Source organism: Peribacillus sp. NPDC096540, from assembly GCF_050278525.1.
Taxonomy (GTDB): Bacteria; Bacillota; Bacilli; order Bacillales; family DSM-1321; genus Peribacillus.
Genome location: NZ_JBNNTG010000021.1, coordinates 45,807 through 63,737, shown reverse-complemented (window position 1 = coordinate 63,737; position 17,931 = coordinate 45,807). Strand labels below are relative to the sequence as shown.

At 35.0% G+C, this 17,931-nt stretch carries 14 protein-coding genes and 2 pseudogenes; 10 read left to right on the top strand and 6 right to left on the bottom strand.

Annotated features, from left to right (window positions below; genetic code table 11):
• Positions 1 to 110: 110 nt before the first annotated feature.
• The 3 genes and pseudogenes from ACQKMR_RS17750 to ACQKMR_RS17740 form a co-directional block, all read left to right on the top strand.
• Positions 111 to 431, top strand: a pseudogene (locus ACQKMR_RS17750) (HTH domain-containing protein); the annotation flags it as partial.
• A gap of 706 nt (positions 432 to 1,137) precedes the next feature.
• Positions 1,138 to 1,875, top strand: a complete 738-nt coding sequence (gene truA / locus ACQKMR_RS17745) for a tRNA pseudouridine(38-40) synthase TruA (RefSeq protein WP_427698474.1) — start codon at positions 1,138 to 1,140, stop codon at positions 1,873 to 1,875.
• Positions 1,876 to 2,599: 724 nt separating this feature from the next.
• On the top strand, positions 2,600 to 2,737 hold the full coding sequence (locus tag ACQKMR_RS17740) for a hypothetical protein (protein WP_427698473.1): 138 nt from the start codon (positions 2,600 to 2,602) through the stop codon (positions 2,735 to 2,737).
• Positions 2,738 to 2,944: 207 nt separating this feature from the next.
• Here ACQKMR_RS17740 and ACQKMR_RS17735 read toward each other — a convergent pair whose 3' ends face one another.
• A complete protein-coding gene (locus ACQKMR_RS17735; RefSeq protein ID WP_427698472.1) occupies positions 2,945 to 3,796 on the bottom strand; it encodes a LysR family transcriptional regulator in 852 nt (283 codons plus the stop codon).
• Positions 3,797 to 4,024: 228 nt separating this feature from the next.
• On the opposite strand from ACQKMR_RS17735, the gene ACQKMR_RS17730 reads away from it, so the two are divergent.
• The 4 genes from ACQKMR_RS17730 to ACQKMR_RS17715 all read left to right on the top strand — a co-directional run bounded on the left by ACQKMR_RS17730 (position 4,025) and on the right by ACQKMR_RS17715 (position 8,906).
• On the top strand, positions 4,025 to 5,263 hold the full coding sequence (locus ACQKMR_RS17730) for an MFS transporter (protein ID WP_427698471.1): 1,239 nt from the start codon (positions 4,025 to 4,027) through the stop codon (positions 5,261 to 5,263).
• A 1,127-nt stretch (positions 5,264 to 6,390) separates the two neighbouring features.
• Positions 6,391 to 7,824, top strand: coding sequence for an ABC transporter permease (locus ACQKMR_RS17725; RefSeq protein ID WP_427698470.1), 1,434 nt, complete (start codon positions 6,391 to 6,393; stop codon positions 7,822 to 7,824).
• An 11-nt stretch (positions 7,825 to 7,835) separates the two neighbouring features.
• Positions 7,836 to 8,513, top strand: a complete 678-nt coding sequence (locus ACQKMR_RS17720; protein ID WP_427698469.1) for an ABC transporter ATP-binding protein — start codon at positions 7,836 to 7,838, stop codon at positions 8,511 to 8,513.
• Between the two features lie 219 nt (positions 8,514 to 8,732).
• Positions 8,733 to 8,906: a hypothetical protein gene (locus ACQKMR_RS17715; protein WP_427698468.1), complete on the top strand. Its 174-nt coding sequence runs from the start codon at positions 8,733 to 8,735 to the stop codon at positions 8,904 to 8,906.
• Between the two features lie 687 nt (positions 8,907 to 9,593).
• Here the strand turns inward: ACQKMR_RS17715 and ACQKMR_RS17710 are convergent.
• Together ACQKMR_RS17710 and ACQKMR_RS17705 are read right to left on the bottom strand one after the other, a co-directional pair.
• On the bottom strand, positions 9,594 to 11,042 hold the full coding sequence (locus ACQKMR_RS17710; protein WP_427698467.1) for an ATP-binding protein: 1,449 nt from the start codon (positions 11,040 to 11,042) through the stop codon (positions 9,594 to 9,596).
• On the bottom strand, positions 11,035 to 11,700 hold the full coding sequence (locus ACQKMR_RS17705; protein ID WP_427698466.1) for a response regulator transcription factor: 666 nt from the start codon (positions 11,698 to 11,700) through the stop codon (positions 11,035 to 11,037). The genes ACQKMR_RS17710 and ACQKMR_RS17705 overlap by 8 nt, the downstream gene beginning before the upstream one ends.
• A gap of 183 nt (positions 11,701 to 11,883) precedes the next feature.
• Between ACQKMR_RS17705 and ACQKMR_RS17700 the strand changes: the two are divergent.
• A pseudogene (locus ACQKMR_RS17700) lies at positions 11,884 to 12,162 on the top strand (Tn3 family transposase); the annotation flags it as partial.
• Positions 12,163 to 12,321: 159 nt separating this feature from the next.
• On the opposite strand, the gene ACQKMR_RS17695 reads toward ACQKMR_RS17700, so the two are convergent.
• From ACQKMR_RS17695 to ACQKMR_RS17685, 3 genes are all read right to left on the bottom strand, one after another.
• Positions 12,322 to 12,834 carry an RDD family protein gene (locus tag ACQKMR_RS17695; RefSeq protein WP_427698465.1) on the bottom strand — a complete coding sequence of 171 codons (513 nt, stop codon included), beginning with the start codon at positions 12,832 to 12,834 and terminating at the stop codon, positions 12,322 to 12,324.
• A gap of 179 nt (positions 12,835 to 13,013) precedes the next feature.
• On the bottom strand, positions 13,014 to 14,063 hold the full coding sequence (locus ACQKMR_RS17690) for a hypothetical protein (protein ID WP_427698464.1): 1,050 nt from the start codon (positions 14,061 to 14,063) through the stop codon (positions 13,014 to 13,016).
• Positions 14,064 to 14,464: 401 nt separating this feature from the next.
• Entirely contained in the window at positions 14,465 to 14,683 is a 219-nt protein-coding gene (locus ACQKMR_RS17685) for a tyrosine-type recombinase/integrase (protein ID WP_427698511.1), read from the bottom strand.
• 331 nt (positions 14,684 to 15,014) lie between these two features.
• On the opposite strand from ACQKMR_RS17685, the gene ACQKMR_RS17680 reads away from it, so the two are divergent.
• Positions 15,015 to 16,403 (top strand): LLM class flavin-dependent oxidoreductase, encoded by a 1,389-nt coding sequence (locus ACQKMR_RS17680; RefSeq protein ID WP_427698463.1) that lies wholly within the window; start codon positions 15,015 to 15,017, stop codon positions 16,401 to 16,403.
• Between the two features lie 196 nt (positions 16,404 to 16,599).
• Complete coding sequence (locus tag ACQKMR_RS17675; protein WP_427698462.1) at positions 16,600 to 17,850, top strand: acyl-CoA dehydrogenase family protein; 1,251 nt, start codon at positions 16,600 to 16,602, stop codon at positions 17,848 to 17,850.
• Positions 17,851 to 17,931 lie beyond the last annotated feature (81 nt).

Genomic DNA, 17,931 nt, shown 5'->3' with positions numbered 1-17,931 from the left:
ATTAAATGACTTTGGGATTGTAAAAAGTACCCTATAGAGTAGACACTTTGAAAAAAGGACTACTCTATAGGGTACTATTTTGTATTAAGAGTCAAAAATCGAATTGGGGAATTTCAAATGAAAAACACTTTACTGAAAGAGAAATAAATAACTTATCGAATAATCCTTATGTGAAAGTTCAAAGTCAATTACATATACAGATGAGTTTAAAAGTATATTTATCGCTGAATGTGAAAAAGGAAAGCTACCACTTCTTATTTTTGAAGAGTATGGATTTGATATTGAAATCATTGGTGCTGACAGGGTTAAAAAAACAGCCTACAGAAGGCGTGTGGCTTACAAAAATTGGGTGTTTTGGGATTGAGTGATTCACGAATAGACCATTCAGGAAGCTCTCGTAAGAAATAACCTTGGAAGAGAAAAATGCTAGATAAGAAGCTCAAGTACAGCTATGGAATGTATTTATTCAAAGACACTGTATAAAAGATAGTTTAGAAAATTGACAAGGTTGGGGCTTTTTCTATTTTATTAAATACCATTTTTAGTCCTAAATGTTTTTCAATTTCTTGTAGGCGTTCATCAAGATCTCCTGCTTCTATAGCTTTTATGAATAAAAAACAAAAAATAGTTTTTTAATGCAACAATAGATAGACAAAGTGGGCCACTCACTTTGATTATTTATTGGGATCTTGATGCATCTTAAGATCTTTTGAATGTCTCGTTCGTTGCATGACGTCAGCCTCTTTGGTAAACTATGTGAAGTACTTTTCACTTTGATTGCTAGGATTTATTATGGAATGGCATAGATTATATGTATGATGTCAATCCCTTGCCATTCCTATCTTTTCTTACTCTCCTCTCTTAAAAAAGTCTTTTTGAAACAAAAAAGGAGCAAAATAAGGGTTCAGTGGAAATCTTTATTTTAATTCGAACGGTGGGGATCGGGGAACTTCGGAGATATATTTTTTGGTTGTACAAAAACACATTACAATATAATACAAACACCTTAACAATTTATTATGTTTCTAAGAAAAACTGATATGTTCCCTCATACAGCAGGAGTTGTATGGGGGGCTTGTATTTTATCAAGAATTTTCTGTTTAGAAGACTATAAAGCAATAAAATAAGGAGGAAGAAATGAACAATTATAAATTGACAATTCAATATGATGGCGGGCGCTATAAGGGCTGGCAGCGACTCGGTAATAGTGATGATACGATTCAAGGAAAAATAGAAAATGTATTAACGGAAATGGTAGGGGAAAAAATCGAGATCATCGGATGCAGCAGAACAGATGCCGGTGTACATGCCCTTGCTCAAATCGCCAATTTTAAGATTGGTGAAAATCTGACTGAAACTGAAATCATGAATTATTTGAATAGATATTTACCAAGAGATATCAGCATTGTCGAGGTTAGGTTAGTTCCTGAACGTTTTCATGCACGTTATAACGCTAAGGATAAAACCTATTTGTATAAGATCTGGAACGAGCAATTTACAAATCCTTTCATGCGAAAGTACAGTATGCATGTAGAGAAAAAGCTGGATATCACAAGAATGAAAAAAGCATGTCAACATTTTATAGGTGAACATGATTTCACAGCTTTTTCAAATGCAAAGTCTAAGAAAAAATCCATGGTGCGTGAAATATATTCTATTGATATAGAAGAAAATGCCGGCTTCATCCAAATTACAGTGCGAGGCGATGGATTTCTTTATAATATGGTTAGAAAGATTGTTGGGACGTTGATAGAAGTTGGGTTGGGTGAAATAGATGCTGAAAATATACCAAGTATTTTAGAGTCAAAAGAAAGAATCCAAACGGGCCGTATGGCGGAGGCAGCTGGGTTGTACTTGGTAAAGGTTGATTTTTAAACCGAATATTGATGCGTCTTCTATGCAATATGCGACTGGATTGATGTTGTAAACCATTTCCGATATCCAGTGTGTTGTAACATACACTCTGGATATGTGGAGTGTGTCGCAAAAATAACAGAAAAAATACACCATACCCTCATCTCAATTATTATTCATTGATAAAAATTGCGCAGAATTTCTAGAAACAATGGAATTAAGAGAATCTATTTATATAAATAAACATTGTGTACTTGAATTATTGGAATTAATGTATTCTATTCTTGCAAAAATACTGTTTCAAAGATAGTTTGGAAAATTGACTGGGGTGAGGTCGAGGGTTTGAATCCCTCACAGGTCATCATCTATCAAAGGCTTAAATCCTTACAAGGATTTGAGTCTTTTTTCATGTTGCATGCTTTCGGGCGATTGCGGTTGATTAATGATCTACACACATTGTTATTTTTAATTGACAAGCTATTCGCTATTACAAAATTTTTATATTAACTTATTGAAAGCTAGGCACGCTCTATGAGAAAGTGAGGGGAAAACAGAATTTTCTTTCCCAATCATTCAATAATTAAATAAGACAGTGATACATTAAAACGCCTGGATTCCGGGCGTTTTTTCGTTAAATCGACCTAGGTGCGAGTTGACAGCCTTAGTTTATTTTTTTACAAAAAGTCAAAAATCAGGGATTAAGTTCAATCGAGAGGCTTTCGACATTCTAAAGGATTTTGTAAGAGTGCAGGATGTTTTAAAACGTTTAATGATGGAACTTAATCATCAAGGAGTAACAATAGAGAGTAATTATTCACACAGTGATCAAGAAGAAATCGTCGTCGTGATGAAAGGGGAATGCTATGTAGAGCTTGAAGGCTGATGTCTTACGGATTCCACTCAGTTTTTTGAACAAAAGTGATGTCATTCATATATTATTTATCTTTACACCTTCGTTGATATAAAGGAAAAGCGAATGAATTCTATTGTAGCCTATCCAGTTTAAACATTATTTGTTCAAACTGGATTTTTTAATTAATTATAACTATGCGATATTTCTATTTTGTACAGTCTATTATTAATAATAAAATTAACAAATCGTCTCGAGTACATTTTTTAATTGTAAAATATTGTTCTGCTTACTTTCTTTCTTCTTATAAATAAAAACGGTATTAAGGACATTGTCAAACTTTAAATTGTAATAGTGAATGTTTGTATAGTTGTATAAGTCAATAAGCTTAGTATTTAATACAGCGATGGTATTACTGATTTGTAAAAAATCTTGAATACTACTAATAGATTTTATTTCCTTTAATTTATATGGTATTTGATTATTCATAAGCCAATCAACCACAGCTCTTGTATACATACAACCTTTACTCAAAACGAGCAATGTAATAGGTGTATTCTGATCGAAACTGATGATATCATCATTACTTGAAATAATCTCAAATGTTTCAGTGGCAACAATATCGTATGTTAAATCGGGGTATTTTTTAATAGGTTCACTAATGAGTGCACAATCCAATTCGGAATTGTGTACTTTTTGATTTATGGCATTACTAGAATCTACTGCGAAGTCTACATCCAATTGAATGTCTCTCGTATTCAACGTATTGGCGATGGGGGCTCCGTAGATTTTTAAGGTTGTATGTGAGGTGCCAAAATTCACTTTAGAGTTAAGCTGATAGGCACCAATGGATTGTAAAAATTCTCCGTATTCTTGAGTAATAAGTTGAAGATAGTTTTGATACTGGGTGCCTACGCTAGTTATTTTCAATCCTTGGGGTGTTCGTTTAAAAACGGGTTTTCCAATTTCTGACTCCATTTTTTTCACTTTAGCAGTAAGTGCGGATTGAGTATAGTTTGTGATTTCTGCGGATTTACTTAAATTTTGTCGATTTAATATTTCAATTTTTAATGCAATTTCTTCGATGTTCATTTTGTTTGTCACACACCCTATAAAAAAAATTTATGGAACCTATCATTTTCCTTCATTTTACGCTTCTCAGTAGGCAGAGTAAACTCTAGTTAGCTTAATAAATAAGGAGTCGAGATGATGCTACAAGCTAATAATAGATTGCGAGACTATTCACTCTATAATAAATATCCATAGCCGAATTATACTGATCGAATACATATGTAATAGCAAGATATTGGAGGGGCATAAATGAATACATATTATAAATGGTTAATCGTATTAGTGGCTACACTATCACAGACTGCAGCAACATTTGTGACATATGGCATGGGACCTATCGCTACATTCTATCAAATTGAATGGAACTTAACACCACTGCAAACAGGCTTTATTGTTTCAGCTGTAAATATTGGTCCGATGTTTTCAATGTTAGTGTTTGGTTACTTAATGGATAAAAAAGGAGAAAAACAAATTATTGGATGGGGGACAATTATATTAGGGGTCTCAGCATTGACACTAGTTTTTGTTAACAATTATATTGTATTGCTACTTTTATTATTATTGGTTGGGATATGGTACGGCAGTGCTCAAACTGGTGGTAGTACTGCTATTGTAAAATGGTTTCCCAACAAACATAGAGGTTTAGCTCTAGGAATAAGACAGACTGGTATACCAATAGGAGGAGCTTTAGCCTCTGTTATTTTATCCTATACATATAATCATTTCAATTTGTCGGTCACGCATGTGGTACAAGGGGTTGTAGCAATAATAGGAGGTCTACTCTTTTTATTATTTTATCATGAGCCAGAAAGAACTAGTGCTACAAAAGCGAAATCGGGGTCGTTTAAAGAGAAAATGAATGCTATCAAAAATAATAAAGAGCTATATCCGGTGTACATTGTAGGTATTGTGATGATGTCATTACAGATGATTATCATTGCACATTTTATGAGTTATTTGCATCAAGAAGGTAGCTATTCGCTAACAGAGGCAGGGAAATATTTAAGTCTCGTTTTAATAGGTGGGATGATTGGAAGGGTAGTCATTGCATGGTTGAGTGATCAATTCTTTGAACATAATAGAGAAAGATTATTGCTTATTGTGATGGTTGTTGCAGTATTGCTTACAGTGATGTTGCCATTAATAATTGGTGTGGAATTTAAAATATTGATGCTACTATTCTGTTTTCTCTTAGGATTTGTAGCAATTGGTTGGTATTCTATTTTCATTGCTTGTGTCACAGAGCAATCGGATCCCCGTTATATAGGCTTAACGGTGAGTTCAGCTTTGACATTAAATCAATTATTTATTGTTATAGCACCTTCGTTATTCGGTTTAGTAGTAAATATATTTAGTTATCAGCTAGCATTATATATTGTTGGAATCGCAGTAGCTTTAGGAGCTATTAATTTATACAGAGCAAATATAAAAATAGTATGGTCAAAGGGCCATCGCAAAAGTGCGATTGTTGAGAGACACAGAAAATGATCGAACTTTTTTATAAACAGCATAAAATGTAGGTCCAAAATACTTATGTAATGCTAACATTCTTAATTTATTCAATTGCTTTTATTTAACCTAATTTATTTTTAGCAATTTTAAAAGTTATAAATTAGATTTTATTAAACTCAAGTTTTTTGAACAAGATAAAATTGACTGAGGTGGGTTCGGAGGTTCGAGTCCGTCAATGTCTAAAATGTAGACTGTTGACTATTACTATTATTTTCTATAATTTTATAAAGTAATACAACAAATGGGACATCCGTTATTGATAGACGGCATGCCTACAGAAAACGAACGGATGAATAAAGACCAGATTTTAATACGCATAATATATTATTAATAATGAATTTATATAAAATTTATATAAAATTTATATAAGACTACAGTGCCTCACTGTGATTCAGAAGTTTGCAAGGCTTTGAAATCTATAGTGAGTAGAGTATAAAACGGTGAAATGTTATTTTTCCCTAAAGACCCTATTCACGATTAGGCTAGGATTAGCTATTCACCTATCCCATGTGCATCATTCGCATGGCAAAGGATTTGCCCACAAGTCCATTTAAACCAAAGAATAGAATATATATTTTATAGAAAAAGTTGGAATCCAATTGAAGCAGAATTAGTCGGGGAATCTCAGAGCGATAGAACCCAAAAAGGGGGCTATGGACTTCTGATCAAAGGAGTATCAACAAGAATAATTTTAGAAGATCATCCCGATCATCATCATCATGAAGAAAGCAGGAGGAGTAGTTAACATTTGATTAAACATGATTAGACCGTTACTTACATTAAAGAGACGGTCTTTTTTGGATAAGGTGCACCTTCAATAATTATATTAAGATATCCATTGACATCGTTATATAACTGTTGCTTATTCTGCTAACGGGTGCATTCGTATTAAAAGGTCCACCAGTGAAAATTACTGGTGGACCTTTTGAATCTATTATATCAGTAGATAAGGTAGGACGTACGGGTGCGTGGACATGACCTAAACAGCTTTTTTATAATGTTTAGTTTAAACATCAAACTTCTACATAGAAACTCCTCGATATCTCCATATAGAATCCAGATAGGTCCTATACATTAGAGATATCAACAAGGAGGTAAGAAAAATGAATTTTATCAAACGCGCATTTTTAAGTGTTCAAGCAAGAAAGGGAAAATCCCTTATCTTATTTGCGGTATTTTTAGTTGTGACGAATCTAGTGTTGGCAGGATTCGCGATGCAAAATGTCACGGAAACAGCGAGTGATCTCGCTAGAAAAAAATTGGGAGTTGACGTAACGCTAGGATTAGATCCAGAAAAGCTTCAAAAAAAGATGGAAAAACAGATGGAAGAAAATCCAAATGAAAGAATAAAGATTCCGGAAATTTCTACAGAGGAAGCAGATAAGTTAGCTAAATCACCCTATGTAAAAAATTTCAACTATCTAAAAGAAGCTTATGGTTTAGCTGAGGGCTTTACTCCCATTGAGCTTGAAGAAAGTGAAAATGCAGGCTCGGTTGCCATGGTTGGAGGTCAAGGTGATAGGGACATGCCCAATATATCATTGGTCGGCGCAAGAGCCACTGATTTATTGCAAGGATTTACAGAAGGAACGGAGGAGATCATTAAAGGGCGTGGCATAACAGCAGAAGACAAAGGTAAGAAAGTAGCACTGGTCGAAAAACAGTTAGCTGAAGAAAACAAGCTAAAAGTTGGTGACAAGGTAAAAATCAAAAAAGACGATGGGAAATCGACAATAAAGGTAGAAATAATAGGGATTTATGAAGCATCCGACACAGGTGGCCAAAAAGCACCAATAGCATTCTTGGATCCATCTAACAAAATATATGTTTCGCTCGAATCATTAAAAGAATTTTCGGACAATAAGGATATGAAGGGCACCCCCATTGATAAAGCCATTTATTACTTAAATGATCCAGAGAAAATCGATGCTTTTAAAGCAGCGGGAAAGAAAACAGACATTGATTTTGACCTATTTAAACTAGATGCTCATGATGAATTATATAAGAAAATGGTAGGCCCTATTGAGAACATGGCAGCCACTTCAAAATGGATCATCTACCTGGTTTCCATTACAGGGTCCATTATCTTAGGTCTTATCATTATGTTGACCATAAAAGAACGACGGAAGGAATTAGGGATTTTACTGTCGATTGGCGAGAAAAAAGGGAAATTAATAGGACAACTTTTAGTAGAAGTATTATGTATTGCTGTTTTAGCCTTTAGCCTCTCCATATTTACAGGTGGGACAGTGTCTCAAAAAATGGGAGACAGTTTATTACAGAAAGAAATTACGGCTTCTGAAGAGCAAGAAAATAATCCTGGACAACGAGCAGGGTTTGCGGTTACAAGCGCGGGTATGGGTAGTGACCTAGGTCAAGATGTGGATCCTATTGATACTATTGATGTAAGTGTAACATCCCAAGATGTGCTGAAATTAGGGGGATTAGGCCTATTAATCGTGATCTTATCAACCATTATTCCAGCATTATCGATTCTTCGATTGAAACCAAAAGAAATATTATTAAAAGATGAATAGGAGGAACACACATGGACACGATTTTACAGTTTAAAGATTTGAATTACCATTATCAAAGCAATAATAAAAAAATCACGATATTAGATAATGTAAACTTTGCGTTTCTATCCGGACACTTTTATACCATTTTAGGACCATCGGGATCAGGAAAAACAACGACCCTTAGTTTAGCAAGTGGGTTAGATATCCCAAGTAGTGGGAATGTCGTATACAAAGGAAAAGATTTACAGGAGATCGGTCTGGATTCCTATCGAAACCAACATGTCTCGATTATCTTTCAATCATATAATCTGATTACGTATATGACGGCCCTTCAAAATGTAGTCACTGCCATGGAGATTACACGAGTCGATGTGAAAGACAAAAAAGCAAGAGCACTTGAGTTATTAGAAAAGGTAGGGCTGACAGAAGTAGAAGCAAAAAGAAAGGTATTACAGCTTAGCGGTGGTCAACAGCAGCGGGTGGCGATTGCTCGTGCATTATCTTGTAATGTAGATTTATTAATTGCTGATGAACCAACTGGGAACCTAGATCAAGAAACTTCCAGGGAAATTATCGAGTTATTTAAAGAACTTGCTCATAAAGAAAATAAATGTATCATTGTCGTCACTCATTCGCAAGAGGTGGCTAAGCAATCGGATAAAGCGGTGTATCTCGAAAAAAGAAAGTTAGTAATCAAAGAGTTGTAAGGCAAATGAATAATAGAAACACTTCTCGTTTCGGTAACACTGTTAGATAAAATATGAAATATAACTAAACAGTGTAATATTTAATTAGTGAAAATGTAGAAAGAAAATGTTTCAACTCCATGAAAAAGGAATGAGAAAGATGTGGATTAAAAATTGCAACTTCCATTACTTTATTGTCCCATAGTTTTATTTGGTTCATTTACACAAGTGTTGGATTTAGTGGAAAATATAGAATTAAATCAAAAAGAAACGGATATTTTTCAAGATTTAGAGGAGAATCCAGGGGTTAGGTTCACTTCTAATCAAAATGAAATGGACCTAAGTCAAATGCCCCCTTCTGATCAAGAGGAGGGGTCTGACGAAGACCGAAAATGGGGTAAGGCGGGCCCATGAAGGAAAGATCCAAAAGGTAAATTAATGAAGTCTCCAATGAATGAGTATAATTAATAAATAATACATGCTTGAAGATTCTATATTTTTGAATATAGAATCTTTGAGTTTGTCGACAAAAGGAGGTTCGGATTAGTCTCACCCCGAACCATGATTATAAAAACAAGACTTGGTTTTATTACATAATTTTTTTATGTTTTATATGGGATGAAAACTCACTGGATTGAAGAAATTTGCGACACTCCTGCCGAATAACTGGCTAGCCGCGACCACCACAGACGCTTGCGGCGAGGAGGCTTGGCAGACAGTCGGCGGAAAGGGAGCGGATTTCTGAAATCAACTGAAACTTTTTTTAAAATAAAAAACTGCAGGCAAACTCGCTTTTCTTCGAGTTTGTCTACAGCCTGGAAGATTCTATATGTTTTAATATAGAATCTTTTTGCTTAATCCTTTATCGTTTTAATTTTTATAAATAGTCTCTTTCTCTTTTTAGTTCCTTTCTGAGTAAATGAACAATTGGGGATTCACTTCAAAAATAAGAGTTAAATATAAATGATGGTATGCCATAACTAGACATAACATCACTAATGTTTAGTTTGGAGTGTTTATGATTATGAAAAAATTATTGAAAAGTAAATAAAAGTCTCATCTCATTTCATTTATAGAAATGGGATGAGACTCTTTTGTTGTTTACTTTATGGATAATGGAATGGTAACTGTAAAATGTATACCTTGTTCAGAATTATTCATAGAATACGTGATATAAAGGGTTTCGAAAATTTGTTTTACTATATATAAGCCTAAGCCGCTTCCCCCAGTATTTCGATTTCTTGATTTTTCTATTCGATAAAATGGTTTGAAAATATGCTGTATATCCTCCTCTTTAATGTTTACCCCAGTATTGATGACTTGAAATTGGATGTGGTTTTGTTTTGATTCCTGAGTTAGCTTTATATATACTTTCTCGTCATGCGGTGAATACATAATCGCATTATGAATAATATTTTTACAGGCTTTTTCTAAAAGGGCACGATCTGTATAAACAGAAAGGTGAGTACCAAACTGTTTTATTATTTGAATGTCTTTTTGAGAAGCAAAAAAGCCGAGAGTTGTTGTGATTGAATCAAGTAATTCTGACAGATTTACTTCTTCTAATTGTAATTTGAAGGTATGTTGTTCTAATTTTGAAAGGCTTAAAATCTCGCGAACCAGTTGTTCCATACCTTCAATAATTTGATGATTTTTATTTAAGTATTGGTCGCGATTTTGATAAGGGCCAATATTATATATCATCCCTTCTACATATCCTCTCATAATAGTGAGAGGAGTCTTTAATTCATGTGCTACAATTGAAAAAAATTCCCTGCGTTTTTTTTCTATTTCTCTTTCTTTTTCAATGTCGCTTTTTAATTGCTGATTCGCTTTCTGTAAATCAAGCATAGTTTGTTGTAAATTAAGTGACATATCATTTAAACTATTGGATAATTCCCCTAATTCATCATTGGAACGAACCTCAATTTTTTCGGAAAAATCCAAGTTCGCCATCTTTTGTGCCCCTCTATTAATATAAATGAGTGGTCTTGTAATAAACCTCGAATATAAATAAGCACTTCCAACACCAATCACAACTACAATGATACTGATATAAGGAAGGAAAAGTACCAAGACCTGTGAAGCTTCATTAATAGGTTGAAATGTTGCGGACACTACTAGCGTTAAGTTACCATCTTGGAATTGAATTGGCATGGTAACATCATATGAATTGGATATTCCTATTGGCTTTGCGGTTTCGATTTTTACATTGGATGATGCTTGGGTATTTCCACGAATAAAAGATAAAAAGGGAGAATAAATAATAGTTCCTTCATCATTTTGAAGATAGATCATTGCGTTATTTTTTTGGGCATATTCATCAAAAAGTGGTAGGGCATTTTGAAATGAGAGATCCTTAGATTTATCAATTATTTCTTCTATTCCTGTCTGAAGCTGCTTGGTTTTATACTGCTCATAAAATGTAGGGAGAAAGAAGTATAAGGTTAAATAGATCAGGACTGCAAATGCTAACAAAATAAGGGATGTAATCAAAAAGAGTTTATAGGTAATTCGCTTCATCTTCATGGTTTTTAAGATCTTATTCATCGATTTTGTAACCAATACCCTTTACTGTTTTAATGTAAGGCATATCTAACTTTTTTCGTATGTTTTTAATATGTGTATCGATAATTCGTGTTTCTCCGTAATACTCGTATCCCCAAATCTTTTCTACGATGCTTTCTCTTGTGAGTACTTTTTTCTCATTTTGAAGTAGTAGTTGCAGCATTTCGAATTCTTTTGTTGTTAATGGTATTTCAACCTTATTTACATATACTTTATATGCATCACAATCAACATGAATTTCTTTAAATATTAAATGATTAGTTGTACTTTGATCATAGCTTCTTCTTAGTACTGCTTCGACTCGTCTAATCAAAACATGAAAAGAAAAAGGTTTAGTTATATAATCATCGATTCCAAGATCAAAACCTTTCATTTGATCTTGTTCTTCTTCTAAAGCGGTTAGAATAATAATTGGTACATTTGACTGGTTTCGAATCATTTTGGCAACTTCAAATCCGTTAAGGTTTGGCATCATCACATCCAAAAGAATTAAATCAAAGGATTGCTTATTATATTGTTTCATTCCCTCTAATCCATCTGATGCTACTTCAACAGTATAGTGTTGTGTCATTAAAAATTGTTTAATTAATTCCTGAATCTCTTGATCATCCTCTACTACAAGAATATGATAGTTCCTCATGGTATCACCTCTTGTATCATTATAACCGTGTTATATGGAGTTAATGTGGAGAAGCATTCGATAGTATACAAAGAATAAATAAGGAGTCTTACTAGGAAAAACTATATTTATTTTTTACCAGCTAAATTCTTTCTTTATTAAATGCAAAGCTGCTGTTGATGGCTCATATTCAAATGATAGTCGAAACTAGCTTTAGCTTCTAATTGGGGTGATGGAAAAACATCTTCATCAGATGGAATGCGGGTACAAGTAGGAGTATCATCTTTACATGCTTATGCTAATCCTCATTATGGATCAGGTAAAGGTGCCACTTTATATCGGTTTACAAGTGATCAATTTTCAAGCTTTTATACCAAGGTTATTAATACCAATGCAAGAGATGCAGTACATGTTATTGATGGCTTATTACACCATGAATCAGATTTAGTAATTGAAGAGCATTATACAGATACAGCCGGTTATCAATACCTTTTTATAAAAAAGTTAGTATTTAAGTGTGTTCTTTCATTATAGACATGTATTTAAAGAATGATTTAAAAATGACTAACGATTCAAAGTCGTTAGCCATCATTTTCCATAATCGCGCCCTTTTATTGAAGAGTGACTATAATATAAATGCTATCAGTGAACTACTTCAGTACCCGCTAACCAGTCATAAACATTTTTCCCCTTTTTATTAGTAAGAGGAATAATTAGATATATTATTATTGCAAGATTGGCCGCACTTAAGATTATATAAACGGTAACCTCAGAAAAGGCAGATGGAAGCATTAAGTGCCATACACCAAAATGTGCAACCTCCCAAGGAAGAAACTTGGTAACAGTTCGGAAAACTGAGCGACCTATTCCAATACGCTTGCCGGCACTGTCAATAACACGGATGCCCATTTTTCTCTTTCCTAATGTTCCTTGCCATTTAGAACACTCACACAAAACAAAGTAAAGTGAAACCGGAAGCGTCATCATAAAAAAACCTGTAAGTTCAGCTGTTACGGTGGAACTTGAAAATAAAGGGCTAATATATGATCGAAGTATGAAGGATATGGTACCTACAACAAAGATACCGTATATAACTATAACAAGATAATCTAATAAGAAGGCAAAAATACGAATTTTATATGACGCATAAGACATAGCGATTACCTCCTCTTATTTCCCTATACATAAAGAAAAGGCACAATTCAGAAAAGCGCCCTATAATTGAATATCAACCAATAGCAAAGTGAAGGAAATTAAAAAATCTCATGTAAATAGTCTATTAGTAACCTAAATTCTTACTCTTGGTTTATTTATGTGACCATTAAAATGATGAGCTAAAGTTTACCACAATGCTTGCATCGTCCTCGTCTCTTTAAATAATAAGCTAGAATTGCTATCCCTAGGGATATTCCCCATGGTAACCAGAATAAAAAAGGAACAAATTGTCCCCAATTTTCATGAGTAATTGAACCATTAACTATCATATATATGATTTGTGGACTGAGCTTTATGCCCGTTATCGTGATAATAGCCGACATCAATGTAGCAGGTACCACAACAAACCAGATTGGAATTGGTTTACCTGCTAGAAATAAACACCACCTTGGAAAAATCACTCCCCATCTCTGAATAAGTCCAAGGGTCAGAATTCCACCGCCAATACATAATCCACCCAGTATAGTTTCAACTAATACAATGTCTTCATTCCCAACCATTGATAAGTTGGTTGTCCCCAGAGGAATACCTAAGGCCCACGCCCATCGGACAATACCGTATGGCACCGCCATAACGACGGCTATATAGGTAAAACACTTTCCCCATTCTGCTCCTTTCACTAATGATACTTCGTTAGCGTCATTTCTGCCGCAATTACCGCAAGCATCTTGTGTAAGACGAAAGTATGCTATTGCAGTAGCTCCCCAAATGAACCCACCAACTATACAAAAAACTTGATTAAAAACTTTCCAGTCCAGCAGATCAAAGTGAAGTAGAAACAAATAAGCAAAATTCTGTACAATTCTAGAATCTGGAACTACAAATATAAGTGTCACACTCATTATCCACGAAAAGGAGAGTAATATTGTACGCGGAAAACGACTCCCCCATGTCATTACCATCGCTAGAGCTACTACCGTTCCAACCAATCCAGCTATGGCAATGACTGGACCCCCGACATTAACATTAAAATTGGATAAAAATGATCCCAACATTTCTGCCCTTGGATCGTTTTTACCGTAAGGAAATCCGTTTCCTCTTAATAACCAGTACGCCCCGAGTAACCCGTATATAAGGGACCATAGAGCAGCAGCATACCCAGTCCACTGAGGCCAGCGTGACAGCCAGGAAAAATGTGTTGAATTATTGATATTTATTTTCGTTTCCATTTTACCCTCCTTAAAGCTAGTTCATATTTAAAATTGATTAACACTCTAAAAACCATAACTAACTTTACCATTATATTCCTGATAATTAACCTCATTATAAGAAAATAGCTTTATTCCTTACTCCAGAATCTGGCCCGATTGTTGAATACAAAAGACTTCCAATTTATCTTTTGGCAATCGTCATATTACACAAAAAAAAACAGATTTCTATTCCGTTTATCTAAGAAGGGGCATTCCTGTACATTCCACACATCATTTGCCCAATATCAAAGTAATGGTTCATTTATCTGTTCCAAATGGTGGGGAAGGGGTTTAATTTCCAATTTGCTCTGTATCATTATTTATCTCTTCTCCCCATCTTTTTATTTGATTGAGCCTGTTCCTAGCTTCCACGTATGGTTTCATCGGATGCATGGATATAAGTCTGTATGGTTGTTTGAACGTGGGTATGTCCTAATAACCTTTATGTCTACTCCTGCTTCATGTAACTCTGTGACATATGTATGCCGAAGTATATGAGGGGCAAAATCTATTCCTGTTTTTTTCTTCATCCGTTTAATTAAAGAACGTACAGAACCATCAGTCATTGGTTTACCACGATTTGGTCCAGTTAAGGTGATAAAAACATAATTGCTATCTATTTCGTAAGAATGATAGTCTATTAGATAATCTTTTATTTTTTATTGTGAGGTTTAAGGAAAAAGCACCTATTAAAATGTGCAGCAAAAAATGAAGAAAAGTGCATAAGGTGTATTGACAATATGAAGTATGCCCGCTAATATAAAACAAAGTAATAACATAGGAATAGTTATATAAGGTTTGCCGGTCAACCGGAGACAATTTCTGATTTTGTAGAAGATGTCTCTGGTTTTTTGTTTTTTTATAACCGGATGCTCTCAAATTTTTATGGCACTAACAGTTTTCAAAAGGACAGAAAAGGAGACAAATAAAATGAACAAAAAAAGAATCTTATTAAATGCATTTGATATGAATTGTGTTGGTCATCAATCACCGGGTTTGTGGGTACATCCTGAAGATCAATCCCATCGCTATAATGAAATTGAATATTGGGTGGAGTTAGCGCAAACATTGGAAAAAGGACGGTTCGATGGTTTGTTTATTGCGGATGTAATCGGGATCTATGATGTGTATGGTAGAGATAAAAAAACTACAGTCCGTGAAGCAACACAAGTACCGGTAAATGATCCAATTCTGCTCGTTTCAGCGATGGCTAACGCAACTAAACATTTAGGTTTTGGAATCACATGCTCGACAACGTTTGAACACCCATATACGTTTGCGCGAAGAATGTCTACATTGGATCATTTAACAAACGGTAGAATTGCTTGGAATATTGTTACTTCCTATTTAGAAAGTGGAACGAAAAATATTGATATCGGTAATAGATTTCAACATGCAGAAAGATACAATATAGCCGATGAATATTTAGAAGTTTGCTATAAATTGTGGGAAGGTAGCTGGGAAGACGATGCAGTTGTGAAAGATAAAGAGAAACGAATTTATACTGATCCAACAAAAGTTCACGAAATCAACCATCATGGTAAATATTTTGATGTACCAGGCATTCATTTGTGTGAGCCTTCACCACAAAGAACCCCTGTTTTGTATCAAGCTGGTGGATCTGCAAGTGGTCGTCAATTTGCAGGCAAACATGCAGAATGCACATTTATTTCTGGTCCTGGAAAAGAAGCGATATCATTATATGTTAAAGATGTTAGAGCACAAGCTAATTTGCAGGGAAGAGATCCAAAAAGTGTGAAAGTATTCGCATTACTAACACCAATTGTGGGACGAACTGAAGAAGAGGCATGGGCAAAGTATGAAGAGTTATCGAAATATATAAGTTATGAAGGTGCCCTTTCCTTACTAAGTGGTTGGTCAGGAGTAGATTTCTCTGAATATGATCCTGATCAGGAAATTGAGTATATTGAAACAAATGCAATTAAATCAATGCTTGAAAGTTTGACAAAAGCAAGAACAAATAAAAAATGGACAGTACGTGAGTTAGCGAATTTTGCTGGTATTGGTGGAATGGGTCCTGTGGCAATCGGAACGCCAGAGCAAATTGCTGATACGCTTGAGGAATGGATTGAGGATACAGACATCGATGGATTTAATCTAGCATATGCGATAACACCAGGAACTTTTATAGATTTTGTTGAACTTGTCATACCAGAACTTCAACGTCGAGGATTAGTAAAAATGGAATATGAAGAGGGGACTTTCAGAGAAAAGCTATTTGGGAAAAAAGCCCGTTTACCAGAAAACCACGTAGGGAATCAATATAGAAAAATTGGTCTTCAAGAGAGCTCAAAATGATTTACTACATAAAAAGTATTTGATTAAACAAAATGATGAACGTCATCCTACTGCATGTTATTGATGCTTTTGTCCTGAAAGGAACTACACAGTAATATGAGCAAGCATAATACTATTTAATAATTTTTTTATAAATAAATACGACTAATATGATATGAATAGTTATATTTAAAATGCTAAAGGAGTTATTTATAAAATGTCTAATCAAAAACAATTAAATTTTGGTGTTAACAAAGATCGTTTAACTTCACTAACTTTTACTGAACCAGTAAAAGTTGGCTCTGCTGAATTAGATCAATTGATTACTGATATTGCAATAGATGCCGAGAATCGTCGGAATTCTGGTAGCGAAGCTCGCCCTTATTATGCAATCGATTTAATCCGACGAACCCGACTTGGTGCTCTTCGTTTACCGGTTGAACTAGGGGGTGGCGGTGCTAGTATTCGTGAACTTTTCTATGTCATCATTCGATTAGCTGAAGCCGATCCAGATATCGCGCATAGCCTTCGTTCTCATTTTTCCAACGTGGATGAATTACTTCGAAATCCTGCAAGTGAACAACGTGACACGTGGTTACAAAGAATAGCAGATGGAGCAATCATTGGCAATGCTTTTACTGAGCTTTCATCGAAAAATGTGGGGCATTTGGCCTTTGAAACCACTTTATCCCCTGAAGGTGAGGGTTACCGATTGAACGGCACGAAGTACTTTAGTACAGGTACCTTGTATGCTGACTGGGTATTTGTTACGGCATCTACCTTAGATGGAATACCAGTTTCAGTGATCATCCCAACTGATCGTGAAGGTGTCATAATAAAAGACGATTGGGATGGAATCGGACAAAGATTGACTGGAAGTGGCACGACACATTTAAACAATGTTTTTGTCAATAAAGGTGAAGTGACTGTAATCAGTGATGACAGGACGCCTTTCAATTCATATTTACAGCTTTATCTCCATGCGGTTATTTCAGGCATATTGCGTAATGTAGTGACAGACGCATCCGCTTTGGTTCATAAACGAACTCGAACATTTAGTTTTGCTGCTGCAGACACTGCATCTGCTGACCCGCAACTACAACAGGTTGTTGGACAGCTCTCAAGTAGTGCGTTCGCCTCAGAAGCGATTGTTCTCGCTGCTGTAGATGCACTGGACATTGCTGTGAATTCAGCGGTCGACGGCGTGATTGACTATGATTTAAGTCATGATGCTTCACTTCGAGCGGCTCAGGCGAAGGTTATTGTGGACGATCTTGCATTGCAAGCTTCCACGCTACTTTTTGAAGTCGGAGGAGCATCTGCAACGAGAAAGTCAGCGAATCTCGACCGTCACTGGCGTAATATCCGTACCATAGCTTCTCATAATCCAACTGTCTACAAAGCACGTGCTATCGGTAATTACGTTGTGAACGGTACTAAGCTTCCGCTGAAGCAAATTTACTTTTAAGTAGATGGGTTGCTAAGGACATTAAGCGATCTACTAATATTTTTCTCCCTGTATTCATTAGCATATAGAGTTTGATATAGA